The organism is Candidatus Pelagibacter sp. uisw_138 (assembly GCF_059512485.2).
On sequence record NZ_CM183453.2, the window covers coordinates 1,243,372 to 1,266,879 of the forward strand.

At 32.9% G+C, this 23,508-nt stretch carries 21 protein-coding genes; all 21 read right to left on the reverse strand.

Going from position 1 to position 23,508, the window contains the following annotated elements:
- Window position 1: 1 nt before the first annotated feature.
- Genes AC5YGC_RS06675 through ffh form a run of 21 tightly spaced genes read right to left on the reverse strand, consistent with a single transcriptional unit; the run spans window position 2 to window position 23,480 of the window.
- The gene (locus tag AC5YGC_RS06675; RefSeq protein WP_496139441.1) at window positions 2-2,905 is read right to left on the reverse strand and encodes a 2-oxoglutarate dehydrogenase E1 component; all 2,904 of its coding nucleotides are present in this window, start codon (window positions 2,903-2,905) and stop codon (window positions 2-4) included.
- 34 nt (window positions 2,906-2,939) lie between these two features.
- Window positions 2,940-3,815, reverse strand: a complete 876-nt coding sequence (sucD, locus tag AC5YGC_RS06680; RefSeq protein ID WP_496139442.1) for a succinate--CoA ligase subunit alpha — start codon at window positions 3,813-3,815, stop codon at window positions 2,940-2,942.
- Window position 3,816: 1 nt separating this feature from the next.
- Window positions 3,817-4,977, reverse strand: a complete 1,161-nt coding sequence (gene sucC / locus AC5YGC_RS06685; RefSeq protein WP_496139443.1) for an ADP-forming succinate--CoA ligase subunit beta — start codon at window positions 4,975-4,977, stop codon at window positions 3,817-3,819.
- A gap of 3 nt (window positions 4,978-4,980) precedes the next feature.
- Window positions 4,981-5,943 (reverse strand): malate dehydrogenase, encoded by a 963-nt coding sequence (gene mdh, locus AC5YGC_RS06690; protein ID WP_496139444.1) that lies wholly within the window; start codon window positions 5,941-5,943, stop codon window positions 4,981-4,983.
- 8 nt (window positions 5,944-5,951) lie between these two features.
- On the reverse strand, window positions 5,952-7,445 hold the full coding sequence (locus AC5YGC_RS06695) for a CoA-acylating methylmalonate-semialdehyde dehydrogenase (RefSeq protein WP_496139445.1): 1,494 nt from the start codon (window positions 7,443-7,445) through the stop codon (window positions 5,952-5,954).
- A 24-nt stretch (window positions 7,446-7,469) separates the two neighbouring features.
- Window positions 7,470-8,243: a succinate dehydrogenase iron-sulfur subunit gene (locus tag AC5YGC_RS06700; RefSeq protein ID WP_415308234.1), complete on the reverse strand. Its 774-nt coding sequence runs from the start codon at window positions 8,241-8,243 to the stop codon at window positions 7,470-7,472.
- A complete protein-coding gene (gene sdhA, locus AC5YGC_RS06705; RefSeq protein ID WP_496139446.1) occupies window positions 8,243-10,015 on the reverse strand; it encodes a succinate dehydrogenase flavoprotein subunit in 1,773 nt (590 codons plus the stop codon). The genes AC5YGC_RS06700 and sdhA overlap by 1 nt, the downstream gene beginning before the upstream one ends.
- Window positions 10,012-10,341: a succinate dehydrogenase, hydrophobic membrane anchor protein gene (gene sdhD, locus AC5YGC_RS06710; protein ID WP_415313326.1), complete on the reverse strand. Its 330-nt coding sequence runs from the start codon at window positions 10,339-10,341 to the stop codon at window positions 10,012-10,014. The genes sdhA and sdhD overlap by 4 nt, the downstream gene beginning before the upstream one ends.
- Window position 10,342: 1 nt before the next feature.
- On the reverse strand, window positions 10,343-10,726 hold the full coding sequence (gene sdhC, locus AC5YGC_RS06715) for a succinate dehydrogenase, cytochrome b556 subunit (RefSeq protein ID WP_496139447.1): 384 nt from the start codon (window positions 10,724-10,726) through the stop codon (window positions 10,343-10,345).
- Entirely contained in the window at window positions 10,716-11,723 is a 1,008-nt protein-coding gene (locus AC5YGC_RS06720; protein ID WP_496139448.1) for an aspartate-semialdehyde dehydrogenase, read from the reverse strand. The genes sdhC and AC5YGC_RS06720 overlap by 11 nt, the downstream gene beginning before the upstream one ends.
- Before the next feature lie 20 nt (window positions 11,724-11,743).
- Window positions 11,744-12,853, reverse strand: coding sequence for a dimethylsulfoniopropionate demethylase (locus tag AC5YGC_RS06725; RefSeq protein WP_496139449.1), 1,110 nt, complete (start codon window positions 12,851-12,853; stop codon window positions 11,744-11,746).
- A complete protein-coding gene (locus tag AC5YGC_RS06730) occupies window positions 12,850-13,626 on the reverse strand; it encodes an alpha/beta fold hydrolase (protein WP_496139450.1) in 777 nt (258 codons plus the stop codon). The genes AC5YGC_RS06725 and AC5YGC_RS06730 overlap by 4 nt, the downstream gene beginning before the upstream one ends.
- Window positions 13,623-15,251 (reverse strand): long-chain-fatty-acid--CoA ligase, encoded by a 1,629-nt coding sequence (locus AC5YGC_RS06735; protein ID WP_496139451.1) that lies wholly within the window; start codon window positions 15,249-15,251, stop codon window positions 13,623-13,625. Before AC5YGC_RS06735 ends, AC5YGC_RS06730 begins: the two co-directional genes overlap by 4 nt.
- A gap of 1 nt (window position 15,252) precedes the next feature.
- Window positions 15,253-17,016 (reverse strand): acyl-CoA dehydrogenase C-terminal domain-containing protein, encoded by a 1,764-nt coding sequence (locus AC5YGC_RS06740; RefSeq protein WP_496139453.1) that lies wholly within the window; start codon window positions 17,014-17,016, stop codon window positions 15,253-15,255.
- A 26-nt stretch (window positions 17,017-17,042) separates the two neighbouring features.
- The gene (gene leuB, locus AC5YGC_RS06745; protein WP_496139454.1) at window positions 17,043-18,149 is read right to left on the reverse strand and encodes a 3-isopropylmalate dehydrogenase; all 1,107 of its coding nucleotides are present in this window, start codon (window positions 18,147-18,149) and stop codon (window positions 17,043-17,045) included.
- Complete coding sequence (leuD, locus tag AC5YGC_RS06750; RefSeq protein ID WP_496139455.1) at window positions 18,136-18,747, reverse strand: 3-isopropylmalate dehydratase small subunit; 612 nt, start codon at window positions 18,745-18,747, stop codon at window positions 18,136-18,138. Before leuD ends, leuB begins: the two co-directional genes overlap by 14 nt.
- A gap of 1 nt (window position 18,748) precedes the next feature.
- The gene (gene leuC, locus AC5YGC_RS06755; RefSeq protein WP_496139456.1) at window positions 18,749-20,152 is read right to left on the reverse strand and encodes a 3-isopropylmalate dehydratase large subunit; all 1,404 of its coding nucleotides are present in this window, start codon (window positions 20,150-20,152) and stop codon (window positions 18,749-18,751) included.
- Window positions 20,153-20,163: 11 nt separating this feature from the next.
- Window positions 20,164-20,688: a 50S ribosomal protein L19 gene (rplS, locus tag AC5YGC_RS06760; RefSeq protein WP_496139457.1), complete on the reverse strand. Its 525-nt coding sequence runs from the start codon at window positions 20,686-20,688 to the stop codon at window positions 20,164-20,166.
- Window positions 20,689-20,704: 16 nt separating this feature from the next.
- Window positions 20,705-21,391: a tRNA (guanosine(37)-N1)-methyltransferase TrmD gene (gene trmD, locus AC5YGC_RS06765; RefSeq protein ID WP_496139458.1), complete on the reverse strand. Its 687-nt coding sequence runs from the start codon at window positions 21,389-21,391 to the stop codon at window positions 20,705-20,707.
- An 8-nt stretch (window positions 21,392-21,399) separates the two neighbouring features.
- The gene (gene rpsP, locus AC5YGC_RS06770) at window positions 21,400-22,107 is read right to left on the reverse strand and encodes a 30S ribosomal protein S16 (protein WP_496139459.1); all 708 of its coding nucleotides are present in this window, start codon (window positions 22,105-22,107) and stop codon (window positions 21,400-21,402) included.
- A gap of 14 nt (window positions 22,108-22,121) precedes the next feature.
- Entirely contained in the window at window positions 22,122-23,480 is a 1,359-nt protein-coding gene (gene ffh / locus AC5YGC_RS06775) for a signal recognition particle protein (protein WP_496139460.1), read from the reverse strand.
- Window positions 23,481-23,508: the final 28 nt, after the last annotated feature.

The window sequence follows — 23,508 nt, forward strand, 5'->3', positions numbered from 1 at the left end:
TTTATTCAAAAACCTTGTTAATAATTTCTTGCTGTTGTGAAATATGCCTTTTTGCAAACCCTGTTGCAGGAGATGCGTCTGGACTTCTTCCTATATAAGAAATTTCCTTATTATTAGCGTTAATAGTTTCTAATGTCCATTGTATATAATCCCTTACGGAAAACCATGCTCCCATATTTTTTGGTTCTTCCTGGCACCAATAAAATTTAGCATTTTTTGCATACTTTTTGATTTCTTTAACTAAACTTTTAACTGGAAAAGGATAAAGTTGTTCAACTCTGTACAACACTACATCATCTTTTTTCAATTTCTCTCTAGCATCTAGCAGATCAAAATAAACCTTTCCTGAACATAGAATTACTTTTTTAATTTTTGAGCTTTCTTTTAATTTTATAAATCCATTTTCTTCATCTAATGCATGATCCCATAAAATTCTGTGGAAAAATGTATCTTTATCAAAGTCTTCTATATTTGAAACACAATGCTTGTTTCTTAATAAAGATTTTGGAGTCATTATTATTAGTGGCTTTCGAAATTCTCTATGCATTTGACGTCTTAAAGCATGAAAGTAGTTTGCTGGTGTTGTACAATTTACTATCTGCATATTATCATTAGCACAGAGTTGTAAAAACCTTTCTAGTCTTGCTGAAGAGTGTTCTGGTCCTTGGCCTTCATAACCATGAGGCAGAAGCATTACTAGCCCAGATGCCCTTGTCCATTTTCTCTCACCTGATGCTATAAATTGATCTATTACTACTTGTGCGCCATTTGCAAAATCACCAAATTGCGCCTCCCACATTGTTAGAGTATTTGGCTGAACTAAACTATAACCATATTCAAAACCTAAAACTGCTAATTCTGATAAAAAACTATCTACTATTTCATATCGTTTTTGAACTTTTGAAATATTATTTAGTGGAACATATCTGGAGTTATCTTCTTGATTTCTTAGAACTGAGTGTCTTTGACTAAACGTTCCTCTTCCTGAATCTTGCCCAACCAATCTTACTGGATAACCTTCTTCTAATAATGAGCCAAATGCCAAAGCTTCAGCTGTTGACCAATCTATACCTTTGCCATCTGATACTGATGCTCTTCTAGTATTTAAAATTTTAATTATAGTTTTGTGTAAATTTAATTCCTCTGGTGTTGAATTAATCTTTTCTGAAATTTCTAAAAGTTTTTTCTGGTCAAAACCACTTACACCTCTTTTATCCTTTCCTTTTTCTGGTTTATATCTTGACCAACTTCCCTCATACCATTCAATTTTTGGCTTATAATCTTTTGCATTTTTGTATTGATCATCTAGTAAGCTTTTAAATTCAGTTTTAAACCTTTTAAGTTCATCCTCTGAAAGTGTATTTTCATTTACTAATTTGCTTCCATATACTTCTACTGGTGTAGGGTGTGATCTAATTTTTTTATACATTAATGGTTGAGTAAATGAAGGTTCATCTCCTTCATTATGACCAAACCTTCTGTAGCAGATTATATCAACAACAACGTCTCTGTTAAATTTTAATCTAAATTCTGTTGCAATTCTTGTCGCATAAACAACTGCTTCTGGGTCATCACCATTTACGTGAAGTATTGGGGCGTCTACCATTTTTGCAACATCTGATGGATATGGTGATGATCTTGCAAACCTTGGGCTTGTAGTAAAACCTATTTGATTATTAACAATAAAATGAATTGTTCCACCTGTATTATGGCCAGGTAAGCCAGACATTGCAAAACATTCAGCCACAACACCTTGTCCTGCAAATGCTGCATCACCATGTATTAAAATAGGCAAAACTTTATTTCTTTCTTTATCTTCATGAAAAAATTGTTTTCCTCTAGTCTGTCCTAATACAACAGGATTAACTGCTTCTAAGTGCGAAGGGTTATCTGTAAGACCAACATGTATAGAATTTCCATCAAATTTTCTATCCGACGATGCTCCTAAATGGTATTTTACGTCTCCTGCTCCTTCTTCTCCTGTTGTTTGAACGTCTCCCGCAAATTCGTTGAATATTCTTTTGTATGATTTTTGTAAAACGTTTGCTAGCACATTGAGCCTACCTCTGTGAGACATTCCAATTTTAACTTCTTTAGCTTCTGATTGACCAGCAATTTTAATAATTTGTTCTAAAGCAGGGATTAAGCTTTCTCCTCCATCTAGTCCAAATCTTTTTGTACCAACATATTTTGTATGTAAAAATTTTTCAAATCCCTCAGCTTGAATAAGTTTATTTAAAATCGCTTCTTTACCATTCTTTGTAAATTGAAGAAAGTTCTCATCCTGCTCAATTCTATCTCTAAGCCATTTTCTTTCAGTTGGGTTTGATATATGCATGTATTCATAACCAATTGGCCCACAATAAGTTTTTTTTAAAAAACTTATTATTTCTTTTACAGTAGAGTGCTCTTTATTTATTACACCATCTAAATAAATTTTTTCATTATAATTTTCTTTTTTGAACCCATAATATTCAGGATGTAGTTCATCTAAATACTCCGTTTTCATCATTCCGAGTGGGTCAAGCTTTGCTAATAAATGTCCTCTTTGTCTATAGGCTCTAATTAATGCAACAGCTCTAATTGAGTTAAGATTACTTTTGATTAAATCTTTTGAATTAACTTTTACATCATTGCTTCCATTAGAAATTCTTTTTTCATCTTCTTCGATCCTTTTTTCAATTTCATCAATATCAATTTTTTGTTTAATATCCCATGATGGTCCATTAATTTCCTTGGCAATCATGCTTAAATCTTCACCTATACCATCAAAGTAATGCCGCCAACTTTCAGGGAGATCTTTGTCTTTATTGATAAATTTTAAATACATTTGTTCTATAAATGCACTATTTGATTTACTAAGAAATGACGTTTTTTCGAATTCGAGATTTTTTGATGATGACATCTATTTTATTGATATAATATCAGAAAAATAATTTTCAATTAGATAATTTATTAAATAATGTTTTACCTAGTTCAGATGGTGATTTTGCAATTGTAATCCCACATTCTTCCATTTTTTTAATCTTATCCTCTGCTCCACCCTTACCACCTGAGATAATAGCTCCTGCGTGCCCCATAGTTCTTCCAGAGGGTGCTGTTATTCCAGCTACAAATCCAACCATAGGTTTTTTTATTTTGTGGTTTTTAACAAATTCAGCTGCGTCTTCTTCTGCAGATCCACCAATTTCTCCTATCATAAGAATAGATTCTGTCTCATCATCATTTAAAAATAAGTCTAAACAATCAATAAAGTTTGTTCCATTTATTGGATCTCCACCAATACCTATACAAGTAGATTGTCCTAACCCATTTTCAGTTGTTTGTGCAACTGCCTCATAGGTTAAAGTTCCAGATCTTGAAACAATTCCCACAGAACCTTTCTTGTGAATATTTCCAGGCATAATTCCAATTTTACATTCATCAGGAGTAATTATTCCTGGACAGTTAGGTCCTATCAATCTGCTTTTTGAACTATTTAGCTTTTGTTTAACGCGAAGCATATCTTGAATTGGTATACCTTCAGTAATACAAACTATAAGCTCAATGGATGCATCAATAGCTTCTATTATAGCTGCTGCTGCAAATTTTGCTGGCACATAAATCATAGTTGCATCAGCACCAACTTCTTTTTTAGCTTCAGCTACAGTATTAAATACTGGACGTTCAAGATGTTTTTGTCCTCCTTTTTTGGGAGTAACTCCACCTACAAGATTCGTTCCATATGCTAATGCTTGTTCTGAATGAAAAGTACCATGTGTACCTGTAAAGCCTTGGCATATAACTTTTGTATTTTTATTAATTAAAACTGACATTCTATTTTATAGCCTCTACTATTTTTTGTGCAGCATCATCTAAATTTTCTGCTGAAATTAATTTTAATCCTGAATTATCTAAAATTTCTTTTCCTTCTTTAAAATTTGTTCCTGCAAGTCTAACTACTAATGGAACGCTTATATTTATCTCTTTAGCAGCATCAACAACACCTTGAGCAAGAACATCACATCTCATTATTCCACCAAAAATGTTTATTAATATGCCTTTAACGTTTTTATCTGAAAGAATTATTTTTAACGCGGCAGAAACTTTTTCTTTTGAGGCTCCACCACCAACATCTAGAAAATTTGCTGGCTCTTCGCCATATAATTTAATTATATCCATTGTTGCCATTGCTAAACCCGCTCCATTAACCATACAACCAATACTTCCATCTAATTTTATATAAGCAAGATCATGTTTGCTCGCTTCTATTTCTGCTGGATCTTCTTCATTTAAATCTCTTAACTCTATAATTTCAGGATGTCTAAATAATGCGTTAGAATCAAAATTAACCTTCGCGTCTAAGCAGATTATATTCTTTTCTTCAGTTAATATTAGTGGGTTAACCTCAACCATATTAGCATCTGTACCTAAAAACATACTATATACTGATTTAATTAGTGCTATTGCTTGTTTTTTAGCATCATCGGTTAAGCTATAAATTTTAATTATCTTCTCACAATCAGCATCTGAGATTTCATTAACAATATCTACTTTTGTTGTTATAATTTTTTCAGGTGTTTTATCTGCAACCTCTTCAATATCCATTCCACCTTGATCGCTGGAAATAAATACAATTTTTGAACTAGCTCTGTCAATTAAGCAGGATAAATAAAATTCTTTATCTATATTAGAAGATACTTCCACATATAATCTTTTTACCTCTCTGCCTTCAGGGCCAGTTTGGTGTGTTACAAGTGTTTTTCCTAATAATTCTTTTGCTGCAACACCTAGCTCTTCAATAGTATCTAAAATTTTTACACCTCCTGCTTTACCTCTTCCACCAGCATGGATTTGTGCTTTCAATACAAACTTTTCTGTTTTTAATGATTTTGCTTTTTCAAGCAACTCATCAACTGTGAAACCAAAAACACCTTCGGGCACAACTGCCCCATATTCTTTTAGGATTTTTTTTGCTTGGTGTTCATGAATGTTCATGATTTATTTAGATAGATCTGAGTCTATTTTTGATGCAGCTTCCCATAATGCTTTCACAGCATCTATTGAGTGCATAAATTCTTTTTTTTCTTTTTCATCCAAGTCTACTTGCTCTATTTTTTCAACACCATCTTTTCCAATTATTACTGGTACACCAGCATAAACATTGCTAACTCCATATTCTCCATTTAAATGAACTGCACATGGAAGTAATTTTTTTTCATCTTTTAAATATGCTTCTGCCATTTGTACTCCTGAAGCTGCTGGCGCATAAAATGCAGAACCTTTTTCTAAATATTTAACAATCTCAGCTCCACCATCTCTAGTTCTTTGGTTAATTTCTTCTAATCTTTCTGGAGATATTTTTCCTTCTTTAACTAAGTCTAGTAATGGTTTACCTGAAACTTTTGTGAATCTTGGTAGAGGAACCATTGTGTCTCCATGACCTCCCATAACCATTGCTTCAATTTCTTTTACAGGAACATTTAACTCTAGAGATAAAAATAATTTAAGTCTTGAGCTGTCCAAAATTCCTGCCATTCCAACTACTTTATTTGCTGGTAACCCTGAAAATTTTTGAAAGGCCATCACCATAACGTCTAACGGATTGGTGATACATATAACAAATGCATTGGGTGCATTTTTTTTAATGCCTTCTGCTACTTGTTTAATAATTTTTAGATTAATACCTAATAAATCATCTCTGCTCATTCCTGGTTTTCTTGGAACACCTGCGGTGATTATTATTACATCTGAATCTTTTATATCTTCATAATTGTCTGTACCTGAAAATTTCACATTAAAACCATCAACAGAGGAAGATTGGGCTATATCTAGAGCTTTTCCTTTAGCTATGCCACTCGCAACATCAAAAAGTACCACCTCATCAGCTACTTCTTTGGTTCCTATTAAGTGAGCAAGAGTGCCCCCAATTTGACCTGCTCCTATTAAAGATATTTTTTTCATTTTTCTCCTTATTTCATTGTTGGCATGACAAATTCTGCATTAGATCTTATTCCAGAAGGCCATCTAGATGTTACTGTTTTAAGTTTTGTATAAAATTTAATTCCTTCAGCACCGTGCATTGCGCTATCTCCAAATAATGATCTTTTCCATCCACCAAAACTATGGAATGCCATTGGTACTGGTATTGGAACATTAATTCCGACCATACCAACTTGAATTTTACTGGCAAATGTTCTTCCAGCATCACCATCTCTTGTATAAATACTTACTCCGTTACCATACTCATGATCGTTAATTAGCTTTGTTGCTTCTTCAAAAGTTTTAACTCTTATAACTGATAAGACAGGTCCAAATATTTCTTCTTTATAAATTCTCATATCTTTTTTAACATGATCAAATAAACAGCCACCTATAAAGAAACCATTTTCATATCCTTGAAGTTTTATATTTCTTCCATCAACAATTAATTTAGCACCTTCTTCAACTCCAAGATCAACATAACTTTTTACTTTTTCTAAATGTTCTTTTGTAACTAGTGGACCCATCTCAGATGTTTTATCCATACCAGGCCCTACTTTTAATGCTTCAGCCTTTTTTGATAAACGAGCAACTAACTCATCACCTATATCTCCTACAGCTACTGCTACTGATTGTGCCATACATCTTTCTCCTGCTGACCCATATGCAGCACCCATTAATCCATTTACTGCACCATCAAGGTCACAGTCAGGCATTACAACTAAATGATTTTTTGCACCACCTAAAGCTTGAACTCTTTTTTCATTTTTAGCAGAATTTTCATAAATATATTTTGCGATTGGTGTTGAACCTACAAAACTTACAGCTTTGACATCTTTGTTCGTTAAAATTGCATCAACAGACTCTTTGTCTCCATTAACAACATTAAAAACACCATCAGGTAGTCCGGCTTCCGTTAGTAATTCTGCTAATCTTAGTGGGCAAGATGGGTCTTTTTCTGATGGTTTTAAAATAAAGGTATTTCCACATGCAATAGCTAAAGGGAACATCCACATAGGTACCATTGCTGGAAAATTAAAAGGTGTAATACCAGCGACAACTCCAAGAGGCTGACGCATCGACCAGCTATCAACATTTGTTCCTACATTCTCTGAAAATTCTCCTTTAAGTAAATGTGGAATTCCACAGGCAAACTCAACAACTTCTAAGCCTCTTGTTAAAGAACCTTTAGCATCTTCATAAACCTTGCCATGCTCTGAGACTATTAATTTTGTAAGTTCATCAGCATTCTTTTCTATTAATTCTTTAAATTTGAACATCACTCTTGCTCTTTGAAGGGCAGGTTTTAATGACCAAGTTTCAAAAGCTTTTTGAGCTACTTCTACAGCTTGATCAAGATCAGTTTTACTGGCTAATCTTACCTCAGACTCTTGTTCGCCTGTTGCAGGGTTAAAAATTTTACTTTTTCTATCAGATGAGCCTGAAATTAGCTTTCCACCAACAAAATGTTCTAATAAATTCATGAATGGTGTTATTTAAAGGGGTAATTAGCTTGTTGCAAGCATTTTTTTCAATTCAGCTATAGCTTTTGCTGGATTTAATCCCTTAGGACAAGCATTGGTGCAATTCATAATAGTATGACATCTATACAACTTAAGTTCATCAGCTACTTTTTTTAATCTCTCTTTTCTTTCATCATCTCTACTATCTACTATCCACCTATAAGCTTGAAGCAAAACTGCAGGACCTAAAAATTTATCCTCATTCCACCAATAGCTTGGACAAGAAGTGGAGCAACATGCACACATGATACATTCGTATGCACCATCTAATTTTTTTCTATCTTTTTGAGATTGAATAATTTCTGTAGTTTCAACTTTTGTATTTGTTTTCAACCAAGGCTCAATTGATTCATATTGTTTGTACAATCCACTTAAGTCCCCAATTAAATCTTTTTTAACTTTTAGGTGAGGTAGTGGATAAATATTTATATCTCCTTCAATTTCTGAGTGAGGTTTTGTACATGCTAAACCATTTTTACCATCCATATTCATTGCACAAGACCCACAAACACCATGTGCACAAGATCTCCGATAAGCCAATGATGGGTCAATTTCGTTTTTAATCTTATTTAAAATATCTAATACTTTTGAAGGACAGTTATCCATATCAACTTCATAAGTGTCCTCTCTTGGGTTTTCTCCATTTGAGGGATCCCATCTATAAACATTTACTTTTCTGATATTTTTTGATCCAGTTTTATCTTGATAATAGATACCTTTTTGAACTTCTGAATTTTTAGGTAAATTTATTTGAACCACTAGTAAACTCTTTCTTGTGGTGGAAAGTATTGAACTTCATTTGTTAAAGTTGTTTTAGTAACTGGTCTATAACCAATTTTTGAATCTTTTCCATTACACCAAGCAATGGTGTGTTGCATAAATTTTTCATCATCTCTTTTTGGGAAATCTTCTCTTGCATGTGCACCTCTACTCTCTTGTCTATTATAAGCAGAATCCACTGTTGTAATTGCTTGTCTTATCAAATTATCAAACTCCAATGTTTCCACTAAATCGGTATTAAAAACAAGCGACTTATCTTTTACAGAAATTGATTCCATTCCATCGAATGCTTTTCTAATATCATCAACACCCTCTTTAAGTGTTTTTTCTGTTCTAAAAACAGCACACTTTGATTGCATAGTTTTTTGCATTGAAAGTCTAAGTTCTGCAGTACTGTTTTCACCATTAGAGTTTCTTAATTTATCAAATCTTTCTAAGCATTTTTCTGTTTCAGTCTCTCCTATATCCTCGTGTGGAGTTCCTGGTTTTACAAGTTCTGCAGCTCTTCTAGCTGCGGCTCTTCCAAATACAACTAGGTCAATTAAAGAATTAGACCCCAACCTATTCGCTCCATGAACAGAAACACAGGCAGCCTCACCAATTGCCATTAATCCTGGAACTGTTTCAGAATCGTTTCCTGTTAATACTTCGGCTTTATAATTTGTTGGGATACCTCCCATATTGTAATGAACAGTGGGAACTACAGGTATTGGCTCTTTAGTTACATCAACATTTGCAAATAATCTTGCTGCTTCAGTTATTCCTGGAAGTCTACTTTCAATAATACTTTTGTCTAAATGACTTAAGTGTAAGTGAACATGATCCTGTTCTTTACCCACACCTCTTCCTTCATTAATCTCAATTGACATTGATCTACTTACTACATCTCTAGATGCTAAGTCTTTAGCTTTTGGTGCATAACGCTCCATAAATCTTTCACCTTTTGAATTAACTAAATAACCACCTTCTCCTCTAACACCTTCAGAAATTAAAGTTCCATGTCCATAAATTCCTGTTGGGTGAAATTGTACAAATTCCATATCTTGTAATGGTAAACCTGCTCTTAAAACCATTGCATTTCCATCTCCAGTACAAGTGTGTGCTGAAGTTGCAGAATAATAAGCTTTTCCATAACCACCTGTTGCAATTATTGTACTATGAGCTCTAAATCTATGAATTGTTCCATCATTTAAATTCCAAGCAATAAGACCTTTGCATTCACCATCTTTCATTAATAAATCTAGAGCAAAGTATTCAATAAAAAATTCAGTGTTATGTTTTAAAGCTTGTCCATAAAGGGTATGAAGTATTGCATGTCCAGTTCTATCTGCGGCTGCGCATGTTCTTTGAACAATTCCATTGCCATAATTTTTTGTCATTCCACCAAAAGGTCTTTGGTAAATTTTACCATCATCAGTTCTACTAAATGGAACTCCGTATTTTTCTAATTCTATAACAGCTGCTGGAGCTTCTTTACAAAGATACTCTATACTATCTTGGTCACCTAACCAGTCAGCACCTTTGACAGTATCATACATATGCCAACGCCAATCATCTTCGCCCATATTCCCTAAAGATGCAGAAATTCCTCCTTGAGCGGCAGAGGTATGACTTCTTGTTGGAAATACTTTTGAAATACAGGCTGTCTTTAAACCAGCTTCACTTAAACCAACAGCGGCTCTTAAGCCTGAGCCTCCTGCGCCAAGTACGATGACATCGTATTCATGATCTATAATTTTATATGAACTCATGTATTTAAATTAAATATTATTATAATTGTAATTAAGGGAATTATTATAGCAAATATATTCAAAGTTTTGTTTGCGACATTTTTGATTTTTTCATCCTGTATATAGTCTTCAAATACCTCGCTAATACTTAAAGCTGAAAAAAAATAAGCAAAAACTAGCAACAAAGAAACTAAAAATTTAGATGGCTGATTTGAAAAAAAATTAACAATATCAACATAATCTTTATTGAAAACTGAAACTAAATTTAAAATAAACCATGTCATTAACGGTATTAACACCACAGAGCTTACTCTCATTAATAGCCATTTTTTAGTCACGTTATTCATACTAAATAAATTGCTTTCCAATTAAATAAATTAAAATTGTTAAAAAAAATGAACCAATGATCACGATTAATCCTGTTATCTTTGTTACTTTTAATTCAAACCCATATCCTAGGTCCATAATTAAATGTCTTATTTCACTTAATATCTGGAAACTAAATGACCATGTTAAACCTAAAATTATGAATTTTCCTAAAATAGAATTTAAAAGTACCTTAGTAAACTCATAACTATTTTCACCTAATAGTAAGGATGCAATCCAAAAACAAATTATTGTTATGGCAGCTATATTTATTATTCCTGTAATTCTATGTGAAATAGATACTAAAGAAGATATGTGCCATCTGTAGATCTGAATATGTGGTGATAAAGGATTATTATTTTCCATTAAGATTATTTTTAATTAAAGTTTCTGCAATTTCAACAGCATTCAATGCCGCTCCTCTAAGTAAATTATCAGAAACAATCCATAGGTTTAATGAATTCTTGTTAGTTTTATCTTCTCTTATTCTTGAAATATAAGTTTCGTCTCTACCTTCTGCTTCAATTGGAGTACTATATCCTCCATCTTCTCTTTTATCGTAAACTTTACAGCCCTCTGCTTTACTAAGAGTGTCTCTAACTTTTTCTAAAGAAAATGATTTTTCAAATTGAATATTTACTGACTCGGCATGAGAAACCATAACTGGAACTCTTACACATGTTGCTGTTAATTCTATTTTGTCACCAAGAATTTTTTTGGTTTCATTAGTCATTTTTAATTCTTCTTTAGTATAACCATCATCTGCAAAAACATCGATGTGGGGAATGGCGTTAAAAGCAATTTGTTTAGTAAAATTTCTAGGTTTAATTTCTTTATTTTCTAGAGATGATTTAGTTTGTTCTATTAGTTCATCCATGGGGTCTTTGCCACCACCTGAAACAGACTGATATGTCGAAACAACTATTCGTACAATATTGAATAAGTCATGTAACGGTTTAAGAGCAATTACTAACTGAGCTGTTGAGCAATTAGGGTTAGCAATTATATTTTTTTTCATACTCTTAATTGCTTCTGGATTTACCTGTGGAACAATTAATGGCACATCAGGATCCATTCTAAAAAAACTAGAATTATCTATAACTATTGAGTGCTTTGCTGCTTTTAAAGCATATTGTTCTGAAATTTTTCCACCTGCCGCAAAGAAAGTAATTTTAATTTTTGAAAAATCAAATGTTTCAAGGTTGAAGACCTCATGTTCTTTGCCACTAAAATCTATTTTTTGACCAGCACTTCTTGGTGAAGCAACTAAAAATAGTTCCTTTATAGGAAGTTTTTTTCTCTCTAGAACTTCGAGAATTTTTCTTCCAACATTACCTGTGGCTCCTACAATTGCTATATTCATGATGTTATTAGGCTTTTATACTAGATGAAGGGTAAATCGCAAACTTTTCCACGAAAAGTGTTGTCATTTATTTGAATTTTAAAGGTTTGAGATACTTCCCAGTAGGACTTCTGGATCATTGCTATTCCAATAACCATTTGAAAATGAGGTGAATAACAAGCCGATCTTAATTCACCAATTATATTATTTTTCTCATCATATAAATTTTTTGATCCTGTGAGACTAATTTCTTTTATATCAATTTTAATACCCATTAACTTCTTTTGGGCTCCTTTTGATTTAACTTCTTTTAATTTATCTTTTCCTAAAAAATTTATATCACTATCCAAACTAACATATTGATCAAAACCACATTCAAATGGATTATCACTGTTATCAAAATCATTTCCATAAGATAGCAATGCACTCTCAATTCTCTCTATTAAGTTTGGACACCCAGGTCCTACATTAAATTCTTTTCCAACTTCAAAAAGATAGTCATATAATTTTTGTCCTGACTCTGTATTTTGAACATAAACTTCATATCCACCTTGTTTAGACCATCCTGACCTTGCTATAAGATGCTTTGTCCCTTCAAAATCGAAATAATCAAATCCAAAGAATTTTAGTTCAGTAATTTTTTTTCCAAAAACTTTTTCCATTAATGCAAATGATTTCGGACCCTGTATTGCCATTATATCCACCACTGGTTCTATAATTTTAACATCGAATTTATGTCCAGATGCCAAACCTTTGGCAAAAAAGATTACATCCGAGTCTGCTATTGATAGCCACCATCTATTTTCATCCAGCTTTAGAACAACTGGATCATTAACTAAATTTCCATTTTCATCTATTATTGGACAATAATAACATCTCCCAATTTTAGATTTTGATAAATCTCTACATGTCATCAATTGTACTAACTCTGCAGAGTCTTTTCCTGATATTTCTACTTGTCTTTCTGCAGCAACATCCCATACTTGAACGTGCTCTTTTAAATGTTTGTAGCTATCCTCTATTGATCCAAATGCAGCAGGTAACAGCATATGATTATAAATTGTGTATGCTGTAACCCCTTGTTTCTCTATTCTTGAGGTATAAGGAGTACTTCTTAATCTTCTAGATTTTGCTACTGAAAAGTTTTTCATTTTTTTAAAAATTTAGAGATCTTTTCTCTCATTTCAAAAGCTTTTTCAAACATAATCATATGTCCACATTCTTTTATTATATGAGTTTTTGAATTAGGAATAAGTTCAGCAAATTTCTTGCCTTTTTCAAGGTTAACCATCTTATCTAGTTCACCAAAAATAAATAATGTGGGACACTTGATTGATTTTAAAGCCTCAGATCCGTTTTTATAATTATTACAAGCTATAAGATCAATGGCTAAAACCTCCCTAATATCTCTTGGAGAATTAATAATTTTTTCTACAGGATTACCTCCAATAAACTTTTTAGAGTTTTCATAGCTCCATTTCATCATTAATTTAACTGCTTTATCATCTCCACTCTCAGCAAGATCTATTAAATCTTGATTAACAGGCATTCTATAAGAACCACCAACAAATATTAAATTTTTAACTCTTTTTGAATATCTTGAATAATATTCCAATGCTTCCAAACACCCTTGGGAATGACCTATTATTGTTAATTCAGAAACATTAAGTTCTTTAAAAACTTTTTCTAACCAATCTGAAATTTCTTCTATCGATTTTAAACAATCACCCTCAGAATTTCCATGACCAGGTAAATCAATTGCTAAAACATTGTAATTTTGATTTGATAAATACTGCTCTGTTAAAGACCAAACAATATGTGAGAGACCACTTCCATGAAGTAAAACTATTGTGACTTTTTTTTTATCAATACCTTGACCTGAATCCGATACAAAGACATTCTTATTGTCTAGCTGAAAGATCAACTTAATTCCTTAACTTTATTTCTTAGTTCAAATTTTTGAATTTTTCCTGTTGAAGTTTTTGGTAAATCACAAAAAATAACACTTTTGGGGATTTTGAATCCTGCCAATGTTTCTCTACAAAAATCTATTATTTCTTTTTCAGTTGCTGGCTTATCTTTAATTAATTCAACAAAAGCACAAGGTGTTTCTCCCCATTTTTCATCTGACTTAGCCACTACAGCTGCTAAAGAAACTGAAGGGTGTTTTGCAATTGCATTTTCAATTTCTATTGAAGAAATATTTTCTCCTCCAGAAATAATAATATCTTTAGATCTATCTTGAATTTTTATATATCCATCAGGATGGGTCACAGCTAAATCTCCTGAATGAAACCATCCACCTGCCATTGACCTATCTGTTGCTTCTTTATCTTTGTAGTAACCTTTCATTACGATATTTCCTCTAATCATAATTTCACCCATAGTCTTTCCATCTTTGGGCACTGGCTTCATTGTTTCTGGATCCATTACAATAGCACCCTCTGTGTTTGGGTACCTTACACCTTGCCTTGCTTTGATTTCATTCTTTTTTTCTTTTTCTAAAGAATTCCAATCTTCATTCCATGCACACTGCAACATATGACCATAAGTTTCAGTTAATCCATAAACATGCATCACTTCAAAGCCAAGGTTTTCCATTTTTTCAAAGATGATGCTTGGTGGCGGTGCACCTGCAGTCAAAACATTTACTTTTCTTTTTAAAGCTTTTTGATCTTCTTTTGGAGCATTAACAATCATATTTAATACTATTGGGGCTCCACCAAAATGAGTTACTTCATATTTATCAATTAATTCAAACATCTTTTTTACATCGATGTTTCTTAAACAAATTACTCTTGCATGTAACATTGCTAGTGTCCAAGGATAGCACCAGCCATTACAATGAAACATTGGCACAACACATAAAAAATTTATTTTGTTAGGTATATTCCACGCTGTGGCACTGCCGGTTGACATTAAATATGAGCCTCTATGATGATAAACTACTCCTTTAGGGCTTCCAGTGGTTCCAGACGTGTAACTTAATGAAATTGCTTCCCATTCATCTTTTGGTTTTTTCCATTCATAATTTTCATCACCTGTATTTAAAAAACTTTCATATTCAAGCTCTCCTATTTTTTTGAAAGAACTTGTATCTATATCTTGGTCATCAATATCAATAATTGTAATTTTATTTTTAACATTCTTTAAAGCCTTTTCAATTACATCGTGAAATTGTCTATCTACAATTAAAACCTTTGCATCACTATGCTGTAAAATATAACTTACTGTATTAGGGTCTAGTCTTGTATTGATTGCATTAATCACTGCTCCCACCATTGGTATTGAATAATGTGCTTCAAAAATTTCTGGTGTATTGAAAGCCATTATAGAAACTGTATCTCCAGTTTTTACGCCCAATTTATCTAGTGCGCTAGCAAACTTAACGCATCTTTTATAAACCTCTCCCCAAGTATAAGACCTACTTTCATAAACTAATGCTTCATAATTTGGATATATATCTTTAGTTCTTTCTAAAAATGTTAAAGGGGAAAGAGGAACAAAATTAGCCTCATTTTTATCTAAATTTGTATCGTAATTACTCATATTAACTGAATTTAAAATTCATTATATAATCACTTCCTGATGTAGCAGTTTTAAAATGACTTTCCGCTCTTGGTAAAACTCTTTTAAAATAAAAATTTGCAGTTTGTATTTTATCTTCATAAAAGTCTTTGTTTTGTTCATAATCTTTAAAGCTTACTTCTAAAACTTTTATCCACGCATGTGCTATAGACACGAACCCCAATGCTTTTAAATAGTCATTGCATGCTGCACTTGCATCATCTTTTGAGTTTTGAACTTTTTCTTTAATCCAGTCAGTAAAAGTAGATAAAATTTCTAGGTGTGTTTTTAATTCTTTTATGAAAGGTTTTAATTTTTCATTTTCAGTACTGCAATCATTCTTGATCAGCTCTAAATACTTGTTAATTATATCACCATTTTTATTTACCAATTTTCTAAAAACCAAATCTGCTGCTTGAATTGAATTTGTTCCTTCATAAATTGGGGTGATTCTATTATCCCTATATAGTTGTTCTATTCCTTGGTCTTTTGTGTACCCATAACCGCCATGAACCTGCATAGCCTCACTTGTTATTTCCATTCCCATATCACTAAACATCGTTTTAACCACTGGTGTCATTAACGACACAATATCTGATGCTTCCTGCTTTATTTTTTCGTCTGGATGATAAAGACTAACTTCTGTTTGTTGAGATAACCAAAAACATAAAGCTCTTTCACCTTCAATAATAGATTTCATATTAAGCAAAGATTTTCTAATATCAGCATGTTCAATTATAAAATCTGCTCCATTAGTTGATTTTGTATTATTTGTTTTTCCTTGTTTCCTTTCTTTCGCGTAACTTAAAGAATTTTGATAGGCAATTTCAGAAATTCCTAAGCCCTGAATTCCTACAACAATTCTCTCTAAATTCATCATGGTAAACATTGCATTTAACCCTTTATTCTTTAATCCAATCATATAACCAGTTGCATCATCAAAGTTTAATACACATGTAGCAGAACCTTTAATTCCCATTTTACTTTCTATAGACCCTGTAGAAACTCCATTTCTTGCCCCAATAGATCCATCTTCATTTACTGCAAACTTGGGTACTAAGAATAAACTTATTCCTTTTGTTCCCGCTGGAGAGTCGGCTACTCTTGCAATAACTAAATGGATAATATTCTCTGTTAAGTCTTGATCACCCGAAGTAATGAAAATTTTCTGCCCACTTAACTTAAAAGTTCCATCAGATTGCTCAATAGCTTTAGTTTTTAAAAGTCCCAAATCAGTTCCACATACTGGTTCAGTAAGGCACATCGTACCACTCCATTTTCCTTCAACCATTTTTGGAAGATATTTTTCTTTTATTTCATCTGTAGCATGATGAGAAATACAATTATATGCACCAATACTTAACTCACTATAAAGTTTAAATGATAAACTGGCAGATGATAACATTTCGTCAAAAAAAGCACTTACAGTTTTTGGCATTCCTTGTCCTCCATATTTTGGATCACAAGAAAGTGAAGTCCAACCATCTTCTATATATTTAGAATAAGCTTCTTTATAGCCAGGCGGTGTTCTAACCACACCATTCTCTAGAACTGTTGGGTTTTCATCACCTGATTTTGCTAATGGTAATATTAAGTTTTGATTAATCTTAGCTGCTTCATCTAAAATATTTTTTACTAATTCTGAATTAACTTCTTTATACTTTTCAAGATCATTATAATTTTTATTATTTCTTAATTTATCAAAAAGAAACATCATATCTTCCACTGGTGCAGTATAATTTGGCATCCCGGAACTTTAGAATAATTATTTAATTATTGCAATTTTGAAATTATCGCATCACCCATAGCTGATGTTGATACTTCTTTTTTTCCCTTAGAAAGAATATCTTTTGTTCTAAGACCATCATTTAAGACATCTTGCACCGCTTTTTCTAAAGCATCAGCTTCACTATCTAAATCCAATGAGTACCTTAAGGCCATTGCAAAACTTAAAATTGAGGCTATTGGGTTTGCAATTTCTTTTCCAGCAATATCTGGTGCAGAACCATGAATAGGCTCATACATAGCTCTCATTTCTCCATCTTTATTTTTTGCACCTAAAGAAGCTGATGGTAATAAACCTAGAGACCCAGTTAACATTGAGGCTTGATCAGAAAGCATATCTCCAAATAAATTGTCAGTAACTATCACATCAAATTGCTTTGGGTTTTTCAATAATTGCATTGCACAATTATCAGCAAGCATATGACTTAATTCTACATCTTTATATTCTTTATCGTGTAGTTCTTGAACTTCTTCTTTCCAAAGTTGTCCAGCTTCCATTACATTCGACTTTTCACATGAAGTAACCTTATTTGATCTCTTTCTTGCTAGATCAAAAGCTACTTTTGCTACTCTAACTATTTCACTAGTTGTATATGAGTGGGTATTAATCCCTTTTCTTTCACCATTTTCTATTGGCTTAATTCCTCTTGGCTCGCCAAAATAAATTCCACCTGTTAATTCTCTAACTATCATAATGTCTAATCCAGATACAATTTCTGGTTTTAGGGTTGAGGCATCAACTAATTGCTCAAAACAAATTGCAGGTCTTAAATTTGCAAATAATTTTAATTCTTTTCTTAATTTCAATAAGGCTCTTTCTGGTTTTTTTGAAAAATCTAAGTTATCCCATTTTGGTCCACCAACTGCGCCCAACATAACAAATTCACTTTCTAAAGCTTTATAAAAAACTTCATCCGTAATTGGTGTTCCATGCTTATCATAAGAACAACCACCGGCTAAATCTTGATCAATTTCAAAATCTAGAGATTTATTTGAATTCAGCCATAAAATAACTTTTTTAACTTCTTGAATAACCTCAGGCCCAATGCCATCCCCAGGTAGAAGTAAAATTTTTCTTTTTTTAATTTTTATCATTAAATATCCATGGTTTACTATTTTTTAAGTTTTCTTCAAAGGTTGTGATTTTTTCTTTTTTGGCTAATGACAGCGCAATATCATCAAGCCCTTCTAATAAACATTTTTTTTTAAAAGGATCAATGTCAAACTTGATTTCATTATTTCCAAAAATTATCTTTTCTTCATTTAAGTCTATTGAAATTTCTTCTTTTCTTTTTGAATATTCTGATAATTCTTTTATTTTTTCTTCTGGTAAAGTAATTGGTAAAATTCCATTTTTGAAACAGTTACTGTAAAAAATATCAGCATAACTAGAGCTTATCACGCATGTAATTCCAAAATCTAAAAGTGCCCATGGCGCGTGCTCTCTTGATGAACCGCAGCCAAAGTTTTTTCCTGCAATTAATATTTTTGATTGATTGTGAGGTTCTTGATTTAGAATAAAATCTTTTATTTCATTTCCATTATCATCATACCTCATTTCAAAAAATAAGTTTTTTCCTAACCCTGTTCTTTTAATTGTTTTAAGAAATTGTTTTGGAATAATCATATCTGTATCAATATTTACTATTGGTAAATAAACTGGGATACTTGTAAGTGAGTTGAATTTTTGCATTTTAGTTTTGATACTTTCTAACATCATCTAAGTTTCCAGAAATTGCAGCTGCTGCTGCCATTCCAGGACTGACTAAATGTGTTCTTCCACCTCTACCCTGTCTTCCTTCAAAATTTCTGTTTGAAGTTGAAGCACATCTTTCTCCTTGTTTTAATTTATCCGCATTCATTGCAAGACACATTGAGCAACCGGGCTCTCTCCATTCAAAACCTGAAGCTATAAATATTTTATCTAGGCCTTCCTGCTCTGCCTGCTCTTTAACTAAGCCTGAGCCTGGAACAACCATTGCATGAACATGGGACGCTTTCTTCTTATCTTTTAAAATTTTCGCTGCTTCCCTTAAATCTTCAATTCTTCCATTCGTACAACTTCCTATAAAAACCTTATCAATCTTAATGTCTGTAGCTAGTGTATCGGCCTCTAAACCCATGTAATTTAATGACCTTTCTAAAGAGTTCCTTTTGTCTTCATCTTGTTCATTTTTAGGATTTGGAACTTTGCCATCTATAGTAATTACATCTTGTGGGGAAGTTCCCCAGGTAATCATGGGTAAAATGTCTTCTGCTACTAAATCTATTTCTTTATCAAATTTAGCTCCATCATCAGTTTTTAAACTTTCCCAATATTTCATAGCCTTATCCCAATTTTCATTTTTTGGAGACATCGGTTTACCTTTTAAATATTCAAATATTTTTTCATCTGGAGCAATTAATCCTGCTCTTGCTCCTCCCTCAATAGTCATATTACAAATTGTCATTCGTTGTTCTACACTTAAAGATGAAATTAGACTGCCAGCATACTCAATAACCGACCCTGTTCCTCCTGCAGTTCCAATGTTTCCTATAATTTGTAAGATTACATCTTTAGAGGTAACACCAATTGGAAGTTTTCCATTAACATTAATTCTAAAATTCTTTGCTTTTTTTTGAACCAATGTTTGTGTTGCTAGGACATGTTCTACTTCGGAAGTACCAATTCCAAATGCCAAAGCACCAAATGCACCATGTGTTGCTGTGTGACTGTCTCCACAAACAATTACTGTTCCAGGTTGTGTAAAACCTTGTTCTGGACCAATGATATGAACAATTCCCTGTCTCTTGTCATTCATTCCTAAATACTGAACTCCAAATTCTTTACAATTACTTTCTAAGGTATCTACTTGAATTTTAGATTCCACATCTGCTATTCCTTTAGATCTATCGGTAGTTGGAACATTATGATCTGCAACTGCTAGCGTTAAACCAGGTTGTCTAACTTTTCTATTAGAGTTTCTTAATCCTTCAAAAGCTTGTGGACTTGTAACTTCATGTACTAAATGTCGATCAACAAATAATAATGCCGTGCCATCATCTAGCTGATCTACTAAGTGATCGTTCCAAATTTTATCGTAAAGAGTTAAAGGCATTGAAAAAAAAATTATTTTTTTTCTTCTGATTTTTCTGTTTTAGGTTCTACTTGAACTTCTGGTTGTTTTCCAGGTTCTGCTTGAACCTCCACTTGTTTTTCTGCTTCTACTGCTACTGGTGCTATAGTTTCTTCAGTTACCGTTTCTGGTTTAACATCAACTTCTATACCAATTTTTTTTCTAATCCTTTCAGCAATTCTAGCTGATTTACCGGTTCTATCTCTTAAGTAATATAATTTTGCTCTTCTAACTTTTCCATGTCTAATAACAGTAATTGAATCAATTACTGTTCCATATAGTGGGAATGTTCTCTCAACACCTTCACCAAATGATATTTTTCTAACTGTAAACGAAGAGTTTAAATCTCTATTTTTTCTAGCAATACACACACCTTCAAAATATTGAATTCTATCTTTTTTACCTTCTGTAATTCTAACACCAACTTTTACTATATCTCCTGGAAAAAAATCTGGAATTTTCTTCTCAGCTAGTATTTTTTTAACGTTATGTTGGTTTATTTCTTCAATTGTTTTCATAGTAGTATTTATTAGGTTAGTTTTTCTTATATTTTTCCCACAAATCTGGTCTTCGGACGCGTGTTATAGCCTCTGATTGTGATAAACGCCAGTCTTTAATTTTGTTGTGATCTCCTGATAATAGTACCTCTGGAACGCTTTTTTCCTCCCAAATTTGAGGTTTTGTGTATTGGGGGTACTCCAAAAGCCCGTTCTCAAAACTCTCGTCAGTCTTTGAACGTTCATTTCCTAAGACACCTGGAAGCAACCTAAGAACACTATCCAACACAACAAATGCTGCGGTTTCACCTCCAGATAAAATAAAATCTCCTATGCTAAGTTCTTCTATATTCCTTGTAGATAATAATCTTTCATCAACACCTTCAAAATGACCACAAATTAAACTAATGGATTTTTCTTTAGATAGTTCTAGTGCCAATTTCTGATCAAGCTTTTTTCCTTTTGGTGATAAATAAAAAATTCTTTCACCTTCTTTTTTATTTTCATCAAGAGATTTTGCTAAGATGTCAGCTTTCAATAACATTCCAGATCCACCTCCAAAAGGAGTATCATCTACTGTTTTGTGTTTATCCTCAGTGGCCTCTCTAATATTTACAACTTTTAAATCCCAAATTTTATTTGTTAAAGCTTTTCCATATAGCCCTTTATTTAAAGGGCCAGGAAAAAAATCAGGATAGAGTGTGAATATCTGAGCTTGCCACATGAATCCAACTATTTAGCTTCTACTTTAGGAGCTTCTGCTGCTGGAGCTGCTTCTACCTTAGGAGCTTCTGCTGCTGGAGCTGCTTCTACCTTAGGAGCTTCTGCTGCTGGAGCTGCTTCTACCTTAGGAGCTTCTGCTGCTGGAGCTGCTTCTACCTTAGGAGCTTCTGCTGCTGGAGCTGCTTCTACCTTAGGAGCTTCTGCTGCTGGAGCTGCTTCTACCTTAGGAGCTTCTGCTGCTGGAGCTGCTTCTACCTTAGGAGCTTCTGCTGCTGGAGCTGCTTCTACCTTAGGAGCTTCTGCTGCTGGAGCTGCTTCTACCTTAGGAGCTTCTGCTGCTGGAGCTGCTTCTACCTTAGGAGCTTCTGCTGCTGGAGTTGGAGCTGCTGCTGGAGCTGCTTCGTCTCCTTCTTTTTTTCTTTCTTTTTTAGGAATAGCTTTATTTGGATTACTACCGTTTGCAGGCATTGCTATAATACCATTTTCACCTAAAATTCTTGCAACTCTAGTAGTTGGTTGAGCACCTTGACCTAACCAATATTTAATTCTTTCTGCTTCTAGTCCTACTCTTTCTTTTTTATCTTTTGGTAAAAGAGGATTAAAGAATCCTACCTTCTCAATAAATCTTCCATCTCTTGCACGACGACTGTCGGCTATAACTACTTTGTATACTGGTCTTTTCTTTGTTCCACCTCTTGATAGTCTTATTTTTATCATTTTTTTTCCTTTTTTTATTTAAGTTGATTTAGTAGCTCTGGAGGTATTCCTTTATCAGACATACCCTTCAGGTTTCCTTTTGACATCTTCTTCATCATTTCAGACATCATTTTAAATTGCTTAAGCAATTTATTGATAGTGGCTGCATCTGTTCCAGAGCCATTAGCAATTCTTTTTTTCCTAGAACCATCAATGATTTTAGGGTTTCCTCTTTCTTTTTTTGTCATAGATAAAATGATTGCTTCATTTTTAGTAATAACGCTTTCATCAATTCCTGAAGCATCCATTTGTGATTTCATTTTAGAAACACCTGGCATAAACGACATAATTCCTTCTATGCCTCCCATTTTTTTCATTTGTCTAAGCTGTGTTAAATAATCTTCCATAGAGAATTGTCCTTTTTTTAAATTCTCTTCTGCTTTTTTTATATTCTCTTCACCAAGATCTTCTGCAGCTTTTTCGACAAGAGAAACGATGTCTCCCATACCTAATATTCTATTAGCTATTCTATCTGGGTGAAAAACCTCTAAATTTTCTATTTTTTCTCCTACCCCTAAAAACTTAATTGGCACTTGAGAAACATATTTCATACTAAGGGCCGCACCACCTCTCGCATCACCATCAGCTCTTGTTAAAACAATACCTGTTACATTTACTGTATTCTTAAATTCTTTTGCAACTTCTGCAGCAACTTGTCCTGTTAAAGAATCTGCAACTAAAAATACTTCTGTTGGGTTAATTATACTTTCTATTTGTTTAATCTCACTCATCATCTGAAGGTCTATTTGTGTTCTACCTGCTGTATCAAATAATATAATTTCTGCACCATTTAGGTTTGCAGCACTAACTGCTCTTCTACAAATGTCTGCTGGTAGCTGCCCTTCAATAATAGGTAGTGTTAAAATATCATTTTGCTCTCCTAATGATCTTAGTTGTTCTTGTGCAGCTGGCCTATACACATCAAGACTGACCATCATTATTTTTTTCTTTTTATTTTTTTCTAAATATTTGGCTAATTTTGCTGTTGTAGTGGTTTTACCAGAACCTTGAAGACCTACCAGCATCATAGGAACTGGCGGAACTGCATTTAAATTAATATCTGTGTTACTTTCACCTAAAAGGCTTACTAGTTCGTCATAAACAATTTTAACAACCATATCTCCTGGGGAGGTTGATCGAATTATTTCTTGACCCATAACCTTTGGCTTAACTTTTTCTATAAAATCTTTAGTTACATCTAGAGACACATCGGCTTCTAATAAAGCCTGTCTAATACTTCTTAGGCCTTCATCTACTTGATTCTCATCAAGTGAAGCAGCTTTTTTTAAAGAAGAAAAAATTTCTTCGAATTTATTTGTTAGGTTTTCAAACATATTTATTACGCACAGCAGTTTAGCACTA

Bases quoted from the DNA above. Each gene is read 5' to 3' on its own strand.
- AC5YGC_RS06675 (WP_496139441.1), bottom strand. From the start codon at position 2,905: ATGTCATCATCAAAAAATCTCGAATTCGAAAAAACGTCATTTCTTAGT.
- sucD (WP_496139442.1), bottom strand. From the start codon at position 3,815: ATGTCAGTTTTAATTAATAAAAATACAAAAGTTATATGCCAAGGCTTT.
- sucC (WP_496139443.1), bottom strand. From the start codon at position 4,977: ATGAACATTCATGAACACCAAGCAAAAAAAATCCTAAAAGAATATGGG.
- mdh (WP_496139444.1), bottom strand. From the start codon at position 5,943: ATGAAAAAAATATCTTTAATAGGAGCAGGTCAAATTGGGGGCACTCTT.
- AC5YGC_RS06695 (WP_496139445.1), bottom strand. From the start codon at position 7,445: ATGAATTTATTAGAACATTTTGTTGGTGGAAAGCTAATTTCAGGCTCA.
- sdhA (WP_496139446.1), bottom strand. From the start codon at position 10,015: ATGAGTTCATATAAAATTATAGATCATGAATACGATGTCATCGTACTT.
- sdhD (WP_415313326.1), bottom strand. From the start codon at position 10,341: ATGAATAACGTGACTAAAAAATGGCTATTAATGAGAGTAAGCTCTGTG.
- sdhC (WP_496139447.1), bottom strand. From the start codon at position 10,726: ATGGAAAATAATAATCCTTTATCACCACATATTCAGATCTACAGATGG.
- AC5YGC_RS06720 (WP_496139448.1), bottom strand. From the start codon at position 11,723: ATGAATATAGCAATTGTAGGAGCCACAGGTAATGTTGGAAGAAAAATT.
- AC5YGC_RS06725 (WP_496139449.1), bottom strand. From the start codon at position 12,853: ATGAAAAACTTTTCAGTAGCAAAATCTAGAAGATTAAGAAGTACTCCT.
- AC5YGC_RS06735 (WP_496139451.1), bottom strand. From the start codon at position 15,251: ATGAGTAATTACGATACAAATTTAGATAAAAATGAGGCTAATTTTGTT.
- AC5YGC_RS06740 (WP_496139453.1), bottom strand. From the start codon at position 17,016: ATGCCAAATTATACTGCACCAGTGGAAGATATGATGTTTCTTTTTGAT.
- leuB (WP_496139454.1), bottom strand. From the start codon at position 18,149: ATGATAAAAATTAAAAAAAGAAAAATTTTACTTCTACCTGGGGATGGC.
- leuD (WP_496139455.1), bottom strand. From the start codon at position 18,747: ATGCAAAAATTCAACTCACTTACAAGTATCCCAGTTTATTTACCAATA.
- leuC (WP_496139456.1), bottom strand. From the start codon at position 20,152: ATGCCTTTAACTCTTTACGATAAAATTTGGAACGATCACTTAGTAGAT.
- rplS (WP_496139457.1), bottom strand. From the start codon at position 20,688: ATGAAAACAATTGAAGAAATAAACCAACATAACGTTAAAAAAATACTA.
- trmD (WP_496139458.1), bottom strand. From the start codon at position 21,391: ATGTGGCAAGCTCAGATATTCACACTCTATCCTGATTTTTTTCCTGGC.
- rpsP (WP_496139459.1), bottom strand. From the start codon at position 22,107: ATGATAAAAATAAGACTATCAAGAGGTGGAACAAAGAAAAGACCAGTA.
- ffh (WP_496139460.1), bottom strand. From the start codon at position 23,480: ATGTTTGAAAACCTAACAAATAAATTCGAAGAAATTTTTTCTTCTTTA.